At 69.1% G+C, this 14,224-nt stretch carries 9 protein-coding genes and 1 pseudogene; 4 read left to right on the top strand and 6 right to left on the bottom strand.

The genetic code is table 11. The features are described from left to right. The first annotated feature begins 2 nt into the window (after positions 1-2). Positions 3-1,010, top strand: a complete 1,008-nt coding sequence (locus ACIBHY_RS33070; protein WP_397248354.1) for a methyltransferase — start codon at positions 3-5, stop codon at positions 1,008-1,010. Positions 1,011-1,896: 886 nt separating this feature from the next. Here the strand turns inward: ACIBHY_RS33070 and ACIBHY_RS33065 are convergent. The 3 genes from ACIBHY_RS33065 to ACIBHY_RS33055 form a co-directional block, all read right to left on the bottom strand. Next, positions 1,897-2,556 carry a RadC family protein gene (locus ACIBHY_RS33065; protein WP_397308749.1) on the bottom strand — a complete coding sequence of 220 codons (660 nt, stop codon included), beginning with the start codon at positions 2,554-2,556 and terminating at the stop codon, positions 1,897-1,899. Between the two features lie 32 nt (positions 2,557-2,588). Further along, positions 2,589-5,453 (bottom strand): glycosyl hydrolase family 95 catalytic domain-containing protein, encoded by a 2,865-nt coding sequence (locus ACIBHY_RS33060; RefSeq protein WP_397308767.1) that lies wholly within the window; start codon positions 5,451-5,453, stop codon positions 2,589-2,591. Between the two features lie 493 nt (positions 5,454-5,946). After that, positions 5,947-6,663 carry a GntR family transcriptional regulator gene (locus tag ACIBHY_RS33055; RefSeq protein WP_397248360.1) on the bottom strand — a complete coding sequence of 239 codons (717 nt, stop codon included), beginning with the start codon at positions 6,661-6,663 and terminating at the stop codon, positions 5,947-5,949. A gap of 1,063 nt (positions 6,664-7,726) precedes the next feature. Between ACIBHY_RS33055 and dapA the strand changes: the two genes are divergently transcribed. Both dapA and ACIBHY_RS33045 read left to right on the top strand, forming a co-directional pair. Continuing rightward, positions 7,727-8,644, top strand: a complete 918-nt coding sequence (gene dapA, locus ACIBHY_RS33050) for a 4-hydroxy-tetrahydrodipicolinate synthase (RefSeq protein ID WP_397308748.1) — start codon at positions 7,727-7,729, stop codon at positions 8,642-8,644. 54 nt (positions 8,645-8,698) lie between these two features. After that, the gene (locus tag ACIBHY_RS33045; protein ID WP_379618230.1) at positions 8,699-10,384 is read left to right on the top strand and encodes a ribonuclease J; all 1,686 of its coding nucleotides are present in this window, start codon (positions 8,699-8,701) and stop codon (positions 10,382-10,384) included. Positions 10,385-10,516: 132 nt separating this feature from the next. Here ACIBHY_RS33045 and ACIBHY_RS33040 read toward each other — a convergent pair whose 3' ends face one another. The 3 genes and pseudogenes from ACIBHY_RS33040 to ACIBHY_RS33030 form a co-directional block, all read right to left on the bottom strand. Then, entirely contained in the window at positions 10,517-11,275 is a 759-nt protein-coding gene (locus ACIBHY_RS33040) for an ABC transporter permease (protein WP_397308747.1), read from the bottom strand. An 84-nt stretch (positions 11,276-11,359) separates the two neighbouring features. Next, complete coding sequence (locus tag ACIBHY_RS33035) at positions 11,360-12,124, bottom strand: ABC transporter permease (protein WP_397308746.1); 765 nt, start codon at positions 12,122-12,124, stop codon at positions 11,360-11,362. A gap of 74 nt (positions 12,125-12,198) precedes the next feature. Further along, a pseudogene (locus tag ACIBHY_RS33030) lies at positions 12,199-12,840 on the bottom strand (ABC transporter ATP-binding protein); the annotation flags it as partial. Positions 12,841-12,974: 134 nt separating this feature from the next. On the opposite strand from ACIBHY_RS33030, the gene ACIBHY_RS33025 reads away from it, so the two are divergent. Next, entirely contained in the window at positions 12,975-14,096 is a 1,122-nt protein-coding gene (locus ACIBHY_RS33025; protein ID WP_397248368.1) for a sensor histidine kinase, read from the top strand. Positions 14,097-14,224 lie beyond the last annotated feature (128 nt).

Genomic DNA, 14,224 nt, shown 5'->3' with positions numbered 1-14,224 from the left:
CCATGACGCTGACCGCAGCTTCTCTGATCAAGACGGCCACCGGCTTCTACGAGGCCCAGGCCCTCTACGCCGCCGTAGAACTCGGCGTCTTCTCCAAGGTCGCCGACGGCCCGGTCCCCTTCGAGCGCCTGCGCGACGACCTCGGCCTCCACCAGAACGTCGCCGGCGACTTCCTCGACGCGCTCGTCGCCATGCGCCTGCTCACCAGAGACGCGAGCGGCTACGGCCCGACCGCCGCCGCCAGCGCGTACCTCACCCCCGGCGCCCCCGAGTACATCGGCGGCTTCCTCGCCCTCAACCAGCGACGCCTCTACCCCGCGTGGGGCGACCTGACCTCCTTCCTCAAGACCGCCGCCAACCTGGCCCACGGCGCCAAGGTCGACGACCCCATGCCCGCCCTGTACGCCACCCCCCAGCGCACCCGCTCCTTCGCCGAAGGCATGGACGGCTACGCCACCCTCCTCGGCCGCCCCATCTCCGAAAAGTTCGACTGGTCCTCGGTGAAGTCCTTCGCCGACCTCGGCGGCTGCCGCGGCATGCTCACCACCCGCATCGCCGCCGCCCACCCCCACCTGGAGGGCGTCACCTTCGACCTGGCCCCCCTCAACCCGCTGTTCGACGAGCTGGTGGCCTCGACCGACCTGGGCACCCGAGTCCGCTTCCAGGCCGGCAGCTTCTTCACCGACCCGCTGCCCGAGACCGAGGTGTACGTGATCGGGCACGTGCTCCACGACTGGGTCGAGTCCCAGCGCCGCCAGATCATCCAGCGCGCCTACGACCACCTGCCCGCGGGCGGCGCGCTGCTCATCTACGACAGCATGATCGACGACCAGCGGGAGGAGTCGGCGTTCGGGTTGCTGATGAGCTTGAACATGGCGCTGCTCAGCGGCTCGTCGGAGTACACGATCGCGCAGGGGGAGGGGTGGCTGCGTGAGGCGGGTTTCCAGGTGGACAGCCCGGTGGCCCTGAACGAACTCACCACCCTCCTAATCGGCCGCAAGCCCAACTAACCACTACCTGGCGCCGGGGCCCAACCCGACTCCCCGGCGCCACCCCACCCCACCCCAACCCGCCACCCCACCCCACCCCAACCCGCCACCCCACCCCAAACCCAACCCGCCACTCCCAGATCCCTTCACTCCCCATCCGCCCCCTTCCACCCACGCCCTGCCCCATCCCGGACCCGGTCCGCTGTCCGCACCCAAACCCCAACCCGACCCCGCTCGTCCATGTCGCCGCCCTCCGCCCCGGTGGTCGGGGAGGCAGGGCGCACCCCCCACGCTTGTCCGGCGCCGCGTCGGCGAGACGTGGTCCGGTGGTTCCCGGCGCAACGCGCACGCCCCTCGCCCCGCCCGTCCGCTGCCCGCACCCCAAACCCCGACCCCGCCTGTCCGCCCCCTGCCACCGCCTCCGGCCCACCCGCCCCTGGCTCCGGTTACCGGGGAAGTGCGGGGAATCCCACGCTTGTCCGGCGCCGCGTCGGCGAGATGTTGCCCGGTGGTTCCCGGCGCAACGCGCACGCCCCTCGCCCCGCCCGTCCGCTGCCCGCACCCAAACCCGACCCCGCCTGTCCGCCCCCTGCCGCCGCCTCCGGCCCACCCGCCCCTGGCTCCGGTTACCGGGGAAGTGCGGGGAATCCCACGCTTGTCCGGCGCCGCGTCGGCGAGACGTGGCCCGGCGGTTCCCGGCGCAACGCGCACGCCCCCAACCTTTTCGGCCCTGGCCACGGCCTCCGGCCCACCTGCTCCCGGCCCGCCCGTCCGTGGCTCCGCCCTCTCCCGCCTTTGACCCCTGGCCCGCCCGCTCCTGGGCTCACCCGCCCATGCCCTCGGCCCTCCCGACCACCCGCCATCCCGGGCAACAGCCCGCCCAGCCGTACCCCCAGGCAAGGCACGGCTACGGGTTGGGGATGCGGCGCCAGGCGGTGTCGGTGATGATCAGGTGGTCGAGGAGGCGCAGGCCCACGGTGTCGGCTGCCTCCGCCAGGCGGGTCGTGGCGGTCAGGTCGGCGTGGCTGGGGGTGAGGGTGCCGGCCGGGTGGTTGTGGGCGACCCCGAACGCGGCGCCGCCCATGGTGAGCACGGTGGTGATGATCTCGCGGACCGGGAACAGAGTATGGTCGGCCCCGCCTTCCGTCAGGACGGTACGTCGCAGGATGCCGCCCTGGCCGTCGCACACCACGATCGCGAGCCGCTCGCGCGTGTGCCCGCGGAGCAACGGCGCGGTGACCTCGGCCAGGTCGGAGCTCCCGGTGATCCTGGCCCGCTCCGGCCCGGCCTGCGCCCGCCGTACGAGATGGAAGGCGGCGGCGACGCGTGCGGCCTTCGCAGGCCCCACGCCCCGGACGGCGAGGAGGCGATGGGGCTCGGCGCGGGCGAGTTCACCGAGGTCACCGCAGTGCTCGATGACCCGCGCGGCGAGCTCGACGGCCCCGGCCCCACGGAACCCGGACCCGAGGAGCACGGCGAGCAGCTCACGGTCGGCGAGGGCGGCGCCGCCGGACGCCATGAGGCGCTCGCGTGGCCGCTCGTGAGCGGGCAGGTCGTTGACTAGCACGAGAACTTTCTATCAACCGCCACCGACAGTATTCATGCGGGCACAATGCGATAGTTCGCATTGGATTTGGTGGTGATGAGGAGCTTGTCGCCATGGCGGACGGCGGCGACCGGACGGCCGCTCTGGTAGACGCGTACCGGCATGCGAAACATGTCATGCCGTAGCGTCACCCAACCCGTTTTGTCAGCGCGAAGCCGTACCTCGGATGGCCTGCCGCCCTTCCACGTCAGTCCCACCGTGTACGCACCGCGCGCACGCAGGCCGTCCACTGAGCCGTCGGCCCAGGCGGCGGGCAGGGCCGGGAGCAGGTCAAGGGCACCCAGATGGGACTGCAGGAGCATCTCCGTCATTCCCGCCGTCGCCCCGAAATTTCCGTCGATCTGGAACGGCGGATGCGTGCCCCACAGGTTGGGCAGGGTGCTGGTCCTGAGCTGCTCGCCGAGCAGTTTGTGGGCCCGGTCGCCATCGAGCAGACGCGCCCAGAAGTTGATTTTCCAGGCTTTGCTCCAGCCGGTCCCCGCGTCCGTACGAGCGTTCAGCGAGACCTTGGCGGCCTCCGCGAACTCTGGAGTGGTTCGCGGGGAGATCTGATGGCCCGGGTGAAGCGCGTACACATGAGAAACGTGGCGGTGTGTCTCGTCCGGGTCGTCCAGGTCTTCCTTCCATTCCTGAAGCTGGCCCCACTTTCCGATGCGCAGCCCGGGATCGAGCTTCTTGAGCACCTTCTTGGCCTTCGCCGCGAACGCCGGGTCGCCGGTCAGCAGCGCGGCCTCCCTGACCTCGGTGAACAGCTGCCACAAGATCTCCTGCGACATCGACGCCCCCGCCACCGACGGACCGAGTTCGGGCGAGCGGCTGGGGATGGCGACGAGTTTGCCGTCGCGCGGGTCGGTCTGCAGGAAATCGAGCCAGAAGCGCGCCGCGTCCTTCATGACCGGGTACGCGGTCTTCTTCAGGAAGGAGCGGTCGCGGGTGAATCGGTAGTGGTCGTACAGCTGGCCGGCCAGCCACGCGCCGGACTCCGGGAAGAAATAGGCGGGATGATCCCAAGCGCCCGTGTGGCCGAAGATGTTCGAGGCATGGTGCGCGACGAACCCATCCGCACCGTACATCTGCCGCGCCGTCACCCGTCCGGGCTCGCGCAGCCCATCGACATAGCGGGCAAACGGCTCGAACGTCTCACCGAGATTGGTCATCTCGGCCGGCCAGTAGTTCATCTGCAGGTTGATGTTGACGTGGTAGTCGGCCTGCCACGGGGGCGCCTCATGGACATTCCAGACACCCTGCAGATTGGCGGGCAGTGATCCCGGCCGGGAAGATGAAACCAGCAGATATCGCCCAAATTGGTAGTAAAGCTGCTCAAGCGCGCGATCCGCCTGAGGTGCGGCGCCGTAGGAGGCAAGAAGCTCGTCCGTCGGTACGGCCGGCATCACCCCACCCAACTCCACACGCATCCGGTCGAACAGCCCCCGATAGTCGGCCTGATGCTTCTTGAGCAGCCCGTCATACCCCAGCCTGACCGCCCGATCCACCTGAGCGGTGACCTTGGCATGAGGGTCATCACCCCGATACATCGGATATTGCGCGGCATAGTCGGTGCCCGCACCGAGGATCAACACCACCTCGTCCGCACCCGTGACCGTCACCGACCCATCCGCTCCATCGATACGGCTTCCGCCCCGGTTGACCACGTGGAGCTGGGTCTCGTACCGCATGCCGTTGCCGGCCAGGGCGCCCTTGACCGTGACGCGGCCGTCGGAGGCCGTGGCGGTTCTGGTGCGGTTGGCCGGAGTGGAGATCTCGGCCTTGAACGACACCTGACCTGGCGCGCTCGCCGACAGACGGCCCACGATCACGCCCGCCGGGGCGGAGGCGAAGTACTCCCTGGTGAAGCCGACGCCCGCTGAGGTGTAGGAGACGCCTGCCACTGCTTGGGAAATGTCGAGGTAGCGGCGGTATTCGGAGGCGTCCGCCGGTTCTGAGCCAGCGGGACCCCGGACTGTCAGACCCGAGGCTGGCAGCCCTGAGGTCGTCGTACCCGAGGCCGTCAGGCGTGGGGTTGCTGGGCTGGAGGTTGCCAGGCCAGGGGCGGTTGACCCGGAAGCTGCCGAGCCCGAGCCTGCCCTTTCGTCCGAAGCCGAGCCCGAGCCCGCTCTTTCGTCCGAAGCTGAGCCCGAGCCTGCCCTTTCGTCCGAAGCTGAGCCCGAGCCCGCTCTTTCGTCCGAAGCTGAGCCCGAGCCCGCTCTTTCGTCCGAAGCTGAGCCCGAGCCTGCCCTTTCGTCCGAAGCTGAGCCCGAGCCCGCTCTTTCGCCCGAAGCTGAGCCCGAGCCTGCCCTTTCGCCCGAAGCCGAGCCCGTCCTCTCGCCCGAGTCCGCCCCCTCGTCCCAGCCCGACGGATCAGCGGCTTTCGGGCTGGAGGCGGGTCGCTCTGAGGGGTTGTCCGGAGCGGTGGGTGGCTGGGTGAAAGTCAGTCGGAGGTCCCCAAAGCTCTGATACGCCCCGAAGCGCCGATGGCGCGGCGAGTCGGACTTGTGCCCCAACGCCGCCAGTACGTCCTCGGGCTTGACCCCGCCCTCTTTCCAGATGCGTTCGCGAATACCCTCAAGCGCCCCCGGTCGCGAAGTGTCCCAGTTGCCGTAGTTGTAGTCGCTGACCCCCGGCCCACCGGTCCATAAGGTCTTCTCGTTGAACTGCAGCCGCTCAGCCGCCACCCCGCCGAACACCGTCGCCCCCAGCGCCCCGTTACCAATCGGCAACGACCGCTGCTCCCACCCGCTGTTGGAGTCAGGCGCCGGCTCGTCAAACCATAGCGTGTACGGTTCTACAGCAGCCTTCTGGAACTTCGCCGTTTCAGAACGCCCAGGGGCCGCCACTGGGCCGGAAGCCTGCTGGACCATCGCACCAACGGGAGGCCCGTAGCCTGCCCAGACCTCGGCAGACTCTGGCTGCGCGGCACCCTTGGCAGACTTCGGATGTGCGGCACCCTTGGCAGGTTCCGGATGTGCGGCGCCCTTGGCAGGCTCCGGTCGCGCGGCACCCGTGGGGAACTCCCGCGACTCTGCACCAGTTCCGGGCCGCGCCACCGTCGTGGATCCCTGGGCCGCCAGCTCTTCGGGCGCTCTCCGCTCTGTCCCGGCCTGCTGGGAAAGGGCCGCGCGGGTCGTGGCGTCGCCGGTCGGCGGTCCGTCGGTTTGCGGGTCTTCGTGTGCCGGGGCGCCTTCGGCCCGAATGTCTGCCCCCGCCGGAGGCGCCACCAGCATCACCGCGACCATGGTCATTCCTGCCAGCATCCTTGGACTCATCGGCACTCCATACATCGGAGGTATTGCCGTGACGATAACCAGAGATTACGGTCGAATCCAGACTTGATCGGAAGGAACGTCCGATGAATTACATGGGCATGCTGTACACCACCTGGAATCGGTCGCCGGGGATCACGATGTCGCTCGTCTCGACGGGGCGGTCGCCGGCCCAGTGAGTGCGTTCGACGTGGAGAACGTGTACCCCGGCCGGAAGGTCCAGAGCGTCACTCTCCGTAGGGCGCGGCACGCGCGTGCGCACGCTCTCCACGATCTCCGTGATCTTGATGCCATGTGCGGACATCCGGGTCACCAGGCTGCGCCGTTCGTCCTCCGAGTGGGCCGCGAACTCGATCGGCTCATACGAGGTGGCCAGTTGCAGCGCCTTGCCGTCGCCGCGGAAGACATATCGGGTACGCGAGACCGTCACGGACTCGTCGACACGCAGCCGCCGGGCGATGTCCGGCCCGGCTTCGGCGGGTTCGCTGTGCCAGTCCCAAGTCACACGCCTGCCCTGCGACTGCAGGTCGGCGGCGAAAGGGGCCGGGTGGTCGAGAAATCGCCAACGGTGCAACGGGGACAGCTCCGGCTGTTCCCGTACGTAATGGCCGGAGCCCACGCGGCCGATGATGAGACCTTCGGCGGCCAGCACGCGCAGCGCGTGACGCGCCGCGGTCTCGCCGACCTGGTATTTACGGGTGAGTTGCGCCCGTGAGGGGATGGGCGCGCCGGGGAGGAGGGTGCCGTCGTTGATCTGCCGCCGAATGTCTTCGACGACGCGCAGGTAGACCGGATCAGAGGTGGCCACTAGTGCATCCCTGGGGTTCGTGTGAGGCGTTGCCCCATGTTGCCGTATTCGGCAGGTAACCATCCGTCATCGCCGAGTGTTGGAGTACCAACTTTGCGTTGGCGGAAAATTGTCCGCGAAACCCTGTAACGCGGGTGTAAGGGTGACCGATTCTCCGTTAGAGGTCGTCGATGTGTGTACCCCCGAGCACATATCGGCGACCTCTTCCATTTCCAGGACACGACCGGACGTGCTGCCGAAACCCCACATGTGGCGATACGGGCCCCCGGTAACCACCTCCACCCTGGCCACAAACATCCACCACCAACCGCAACCCCTGACCAGGCGCCGATACCGGTCCGGGGCCGCCTGCACCAGCAGGTAGACGGCATCAGGCCATGACCTGCGGATTCGGCCAAGCCGCGCGAACGAAACGCCAGCCATATCAGGGACTGCTCCTGGTCGTAAGCGGTGGTGTCCATCGGAGGGCTCGGACTGCGCACCTTGAGCTGTGGTTACGGGCAACCTGTCGCTGTGGGCTGTGGGCTGTGGGCTGTGGGCTGTGGGCTGTGGGCTGTGGGCTGTGGGCTGTGGGCATGAGCGATGGGTGGGGTGCCCCTCTCGCCAGACGCTCCAAACTCGGCAGCGCCCAGCGGATCGCGGTGTCGGCGAGAACACCAGCCAGATGGCGGCCGCCAACGGGCAGCCTCCCCGGCAAGTAGCCCGAGCCAGGCCGGCCACGTAGCAAGGACACCCTCAAGAGGCATCCCAGGCCGGTTACCCGGCAATGAGGATGTGCCGCTGGATTGCGGTAAATCGGGGGGTGACCACTTGGTCGGGTCAGGGGCGTCGTTACGGCGGGTTACCACGTCCGACGTGAGAAGCGTGCGGCCGATCGGGGCGCGCTCGCGGCGGTGGGAGGCGTTCACTTGGCTGTGCCGTAACATAGGGGTGCAGTTGGATGGATAGGGGACGTCGGGGAGAGCACACGCTGGCGTAACGGATAGACCTCAAACCCCAGCAGAGGCCACTATCGGGGTGGCGCTGTCGGTGGCGTTTGGGGAATCCGGGTAGCGTTCGCACTATGGCTTCGCCCAATGGAACCACCGACGCCCCCTTCGGTCGCATGCTGACCGCGATGGTCACGCCGTTCACTCGGGACGGCGCCGTCGACTATGCCGCTGTGCGGCGGCTCGCGACCTACCTGGTTGATGAGCAGCGCAATGACGGCCTGATCGTCAGTGGGACGACCGGCGAGAGCCCCACCACCTCGGATGAGGAGAAAACTCGCATCCTGGAGGCGGTGCTGGAAACTGTGGGTGATCGGGCGACCGTCGTTGCCGGAGCGGGCACCAACGACACCCACCACAGCGTCACGCTGGCCAAGGCGGCCGAGCGGGCGGGCGCCCACGGGTTGCTCGTCGTCACGCCGTACTACAACAAGCCCCCGCAGGAGGGGCTCTACCGACACTTCTCGCTGGTGGCGGACTCGACCCAGCTGCCGGTGATGCTTTACGACATCCCGGGCCGCAGCGGGGTTCCGATCGCCACCGAGACCCTGATCCGGCTGGCGCAGCACGAGCGCATCGTCGCGGTGAAGGACGCCAAGGGCGACATGTTCGCCGCCGGTCAGGTGATGCTCGCCACCGACCTGGCCTTCTACTCGGGGGATGACCTGCTCAACCTGCCGTGGCTGTCGGTGGGCGCGGCCGGGTTCGTGAGCGTGGTCGGGCACGTGGTCGGCGCGGAGCTGGCCAAGATGATCCAGCTGTTCCGGAACAACCACGCCGAGCAAGCGCGCGCCATCCACCACCAGTTGATTCCGGTGGTTGACGGGATCATGCTGCGCGCCGGTGGGGCGATCATGGCCAAGGCGGCGCTCGGCCTGGTCGGAATGCCCGTGGGCCCGGTACGGCTGCCGCTCGTGGAAGCGGACGACAGGCAGATCGCCGAGCTGCGGGCGTGCCTGGTGGCCGGCGGAGTGAAATTGACAGATACATAGGAACGGGGAGGACAAGGAAGTTTTGCGAACACTACGTCTCCAGGCGGGTAGACCATGAGCCATCCGCATCCGGAACTCCCGGACCCGCCGCCGCTGGCCGACGGGGGCCTGCGCATCGTCGCGCTGGGCGGTCTCGGTGAGATCGGCCGCAACATGGCCGTCTTCGAATACGACGGCCGGCTGCTGATCGTCGACTGCGGGGTTCTGTTCCCCGAGCCCGACCAGCCGGGCGTCGATCTGATCCTGCCCGACTTCGAATACATCAGGGACCGGCTCGACGACGTCGAGGCGCTCATCCTGACGCACGGCCACGAAGACCACATCGGCGCCGTGCCGTATCTCCTGCGCGAGCGGCGCGACATTCCGCTCGTCGGGTCCAAGCTGACGCTTGCCTTCATCGAGGCCAAGCTCACCGAACATCGCATCCAGCCCGCCAAGATCGAGGTCGTGGAGGGGCAGCGCGACCGCTTCGGGCCCTTCGACTGCGAGTTTCTCGCCGTCAACCACTCGATCCCGGACGCGCTCGCGGTCGCCATCCGCACGCCCGCCGGGCTGGTGCTGCACACGGGCGACTTCAAGATGGACCAGCTGCCCAGCGACGGCCGGCTGACCGACCTGGGCGCCATGGCCAGGCTCGGCTCCGAGGGCGTCGACCTGCTGATGTCCGACTCGACCAACGCCGAAGTGCCCGGGTTCGTCACCAGCGAACGCGAGATCGGCCCGGTCGTGGACGAGGTCATCCGTACCTCGGACAAGCGCGTGATCGTGGCGAGCTTCGCCTCCCACGTCCACCGCGTGCAGCAGGTCATGGACTCCGCCGCCAAGTACGGCCGCAAGGTCGCGCTCGTCGGCCGTTCCATGGTGCGCAACATGGGCATCGCCCGTGACCTCGGATATCTGCAGGTGCCGCCGGAGCTGATCGTCGACTCTCGCGACATCGAGGAATGGCCGCCGGAGGACGTCGTCCTCATCTGCACCGGCTCCCAGGGCGAGCCGATGGCGGCACTGTCGCGCATGGCCAACCGTGACCACCCCATCCGCATCGCGGAGGGCGACACGGTGCTGCTGGCCAGTTCGCTGGTGCCGGGCAACGAGACAGCGGTCAACAAGGTCATCAACGGCCTGACCCGCTGGGGCGCTCGCGTCGTGCACAAGGGCAACGCCAAGGTGCACGTCTCGGGACACGCCGCCGCGGGCGAACTGCTGTACGTGCTCAACCTGACCAGGCCCTCCAACTTCATGCCGGTCCACGGCGAATGGCGCCACCTGCGCGCCCACGCCAGGCTGGCCTCGCTCACCGGCGTTCCCGACGATCACATCGTGATCGCCGAGGACGGCGTCGTCGTCGACCTCATCGACGGCCGGGCGAAGATCGTTGGTGCCGTCCACGCCGGCTACGTCTACGTGGACGGCTCGTCCGTCGGCGAGATCACCGACACCTCGCTCAAGGACCGCAGAATCCTCGGCGACGAGGGCTTCATCTCGGTGGTCGTGGTCGTCGACTCCCAGACCGGCAAACTGACCGCCGGCCCTGAGATATACGCCAGGGGCTCCGGGATCGACCCGAGGCAGTTCGACGAGTTCATCCCGCAGATCGAACGGGCCCTCGAGGCCAAGGCCGCCGACGGGGTCGTCGACATGCAGGAGATCCGCCGCGTGGTGCGCCGCACGGTGGGTCGCTGGGTGAGCGACACCTACCGCCGCCGTCCGATGATCATCCCGGTCGTGGTGGAGGTCTAGCACCCTCTCCAGGGGTACGGCGACGCCGCACCCCTGCCCGGGTACGGCGGGGCCGTACCCGGGCCCGGATCCTCGGGCCATGCCGGTGCCCTTCTGCTTCGAGGTTTGACGGTGGTCAGGTTGTGCGGGCGGTCAGGCGTCACGACGCCTTAACAACCAGGCCCCCGCGAGCAGAGGTAGCAGGGCGTACGCCGCCAGGACGAGCGCGGCGGCGACCGGGGAAAGCAGTTCGCCGTAGACCGACGAGGCCAGCGAGGCACCGGCGATCTCCCTGGGCAGCGCCCCGATCATCACCGAACCCAGCCGCTCGCTCCACGGCTCGGGCAGATTGCCGCCGATCATCGGAATGACGTAGACCAGCCCGACGAGGACGGCCACGGCTCCCGCCGCAGACCTCATGATCACGCCCAGCCCGACCCCGAGCAGAGCGAAGACCGCCACGGAGATGCTGGTCGGCACCAGAATCGGCCAGGACTCGGCGAAGCCGCTCACCGGGTAGCGCCCGGCGAGCATTCCGCGGGACAGGAAGAACGTCCCGAAGACCGTGACCGCACCCACCACGAGCCCGAGCCCGCCGGCCACCGCCGCCTTGGACACCAGGACGGGCCAGCGGCGCGGCACGATGGTCAGGCTGGTCTGGAGCACGCGGTCCGACGTCCACGACAGTACGCCCAGGATGCCCAGGCACAACTGCGGAACGATCACCACCACCTCCTCCAATTCCGCGATGCGGGCGCTGCCCCGCATGGACGGCGACGCATCGTCGTACATGCCGATCGCCATCCAGGCCAGCCCTGCGGCGAGCAGGACGGAGCCCAGCCCGATGCCGACGATCAGATGGCTGGAGCGGACCGATCTCACCTTGAGCCATTCAGCGGCCAGCACACTCATCCACGTCTCCCTTCTCCTGGGCACGCGTGTTCCGGGCGGGATGTCCGGCTCACGGGTCCTGCCTGCTCGCCAGGTGGTGCCGGTTCACGCATCGCGCCTCCTCAACAGGAGGTATCCGGCCAACAGCGCGGCGACGCCGTACGCGATGAGGACGAGTAGTGCCGCCCACGGCGGCAGGACCCCGTCGCCGAGGCGGCGGGACAGGCGGTCGCCCGCGATCTGCGGCACCAGGTTGGGGAGCATGACCGAGGCGACGCGCGTGTTCCACGGAGCGGGCAGGTACGTGGCGACGCCGGGGAGCACGAACAGCAGCGAGACGACCGAGACGATGCCGGCGGCCGTCGAGCGGGTGGCGGCGCCCAGCCCCAGGCCGACCAGCGCCAGCACCGCGACCGACAGGGCGGAGGCCAGCACGGTGGGCAGGCCGTCGAGCAGCCCGATGTCGTTGAAGCCGAGGGCGCGGTCGCCCGCGATGAGGCGGCTTGTGGCGTAGGTGGCGATCAGGACGGCTGCGCCCGCCGCGAGTGTCACGCCGCCGACCACCGCGGCCTTGGCGAACAGCAGGCGCCCACGCCGGGGCACGGCGGCCAGACTGGTTCTGAGCATGCCGCTCGCCTGCTCCGAGGTGATCGCCAGCACGCCCAGGACAGCCAGGCTGACCTGCACCAGCGGCAGGAATCCCGTTTCTGGAGCCGCGGCCCTGATCGAGCCGCGCGCGTCGGCCAGACTCGCGACATAGAGGGTCCAGACGATTCCGAGCACGATCGTGAGCGCGGCCGCGCCGACCGCGTAGCCTGTGGAGCCGACCGAGCGCAGCTTCAGCCACTCCGACGCGAGGACCGCCCTCATCGCGCGGCTCCGTACTCGACGCTGGAGGCCGTCAGGGCCATGTACGCCTCCTCCAGGGAGGGGTATCCGGCGGTGAGGTCGGCCACGGTCGCGTCCGCCACCAGCCGGCCGCGGCCGACGATGACGATGCGCTCGGCGGTCAACGCCATCTCGCTCATCAGGTGGCTGGACAACAGGACGGTCCTGCCCTCCTCGGCCAGCCCGCGCATGAGCCCGCGGATCCAGCGCACGCCGTCGGGGTCGAGGCCGTTGACCGGCTCGTCGAACATCAGCACCCCCGGATCGCCCAGCAACGCCGCCGCGATGCCGAGCCGTTGCTTCATACCGAGCGAGAACCCGCCCGCCCTCTTGCGCGCCACGCCGCTCAGGCCCACCAGCTCCAGGACCTGCGCGACCCTGCGCGCACCTATGTCATTGCTGAGTGCCAGGCACATCAGGTGGTTGTAGGCGCTGCGGCCCGGATGCACGGCGCCGGCGTCGAGCAGCGCACCCACCTCGTGGAGCGGACGGCGCAGGTCGGCGTAGCGGCCGCCGTTCACCAGCGCGTGGCCCGAGGTGGGCGTGTCGAGGCCGAGCACCAGCCGCATGCTCGTCGACTTCCCCGCGCCGTTCGGGCCGAGGAAGCCGGTCACGTGCCCCGGCTCGACGCGGAAGCTCAGCTCGTCGACGGCGAGCGTGTCTCCGTATCGTTTGGTCAGTTGCCTGAGTTCGATCACGCGATCAAGGGTGCGGTACGGCGGGCCGTTCGCACATCGGACTGGGATCCGTCAGACCACGGTGTCATTCGGGGCTCGCAGAGTCAGACCGTGGGATGACGCGCCCGGCCTGACCTCCGGATACCTTTCTTCGCGTGGACCTGTTCGCCAGGCGGCTCAGCCGCGCCCAGCTCATCGCGCTCGACTGCGCGTTCGCATGGGTGTGCGCGCTGTATTACCTGGCCGGCACCGCGGGCGCCGACGCACCCGGCTGGATCCGGCTCGCGCTGCCACTCGCGCTCGCCGTGCCGCTGGCGGTGCGCCGGTTGTGGCCGGTCGCGGTGTTCGCGGTCGTGACGGCGGCGGTCGTGGCCGCCATCATGTCAGGCTTCCCGAGTCTGGCGTACGTCGCGCCCGCCTACGCCGCCTATCTGGTCGCCTCCGCCTCCTCGCGCAGACTGCCGATCAACTCCATTGCGATCTTCAGCGTCCTGGCCCTGGTCACGCTGCTCATCGCCGGCGTACCCGGTGGAGTCACCTGGGTCATGGGCGAGACCACGTCGACCCTGGCCGCGATCTGCATCTCGTTCACCTTTGGATTGGCCATCCGTGAGCGCCGTGCGTTCGCCGCGCGAGACGCGGCGCGCAGGGCGGAACAGGCCGTCACCGAGGAACGGCTGCGCATCGCCCGCGAACTGCACGATGTCGTAGCCCACAGCGTGGGGCTGATCACGGTCAAGGCGGGCGTGGCCAGCCACGTGTTCTCCACCCGCCCCGAGGACGCGCGCGAGGCGCTGGGCGTGATCGAGACGGCCAGTAGAAACGCGATGGTCGAGATGCGCCACATGCTCGGGGTGCTGCGCTCCGCCGAGGAACCCGACCTCGGCCCGGCACCCGGTCTGGACGGCCTGCCCGAACTCGCCGAACGAGCCAGGCTCGGCGGCGTCGAGGTCGAACTCGACGTCGGTGATGTCAGCGAAGTGCCGGAAGGAGTGAGTCTGTCGGCCTACAGGATCGTCCAGGAAGCGCTCACCAACGTGGTCAAACACGCGGCCCCCGCCCGCTCCCGCGTGTCGGTGGCCGCAGACGGGCGGGAGGTACTCATCGAGGTCACGGACGATGGTCCCGGCTGGCGTGTGCTGCCGGCGACGGGCGCGGGGCACGGGCTGGTCGGGATGAGGGAGCGGGTCATGATGTACGGCGGAGCCTTCGAGGCCGGGCCGGGAGCCAAGGGCTTTCGCGTGCGGGCGGCCCTGCCGTACGGGGAGGTTCCATGAGCAGGGCGGTCAGGGCGCGGTCGGCCGCACGGAATCCCGTGGAGGACACGTCGGTCGCGGGCGTGGGTGAGTCGTCCGGAATGCTGGCTGGAGCGTTGGGAGGGTCCAGGGAGGAGACGAGCCGCTCA

It is taken from the genome of Nonomuraea sp. NPDC050547 (genome assembly GCF_044457345.1).
GTDB lineage: Bacteria > Actinomycetota > Actinomycetes > Streptosporangiales > Streptosporangiaceae > Nonomuraea.
This window is presented reverse-complemented; position numbering and strand designations above follow the sequence as displayed.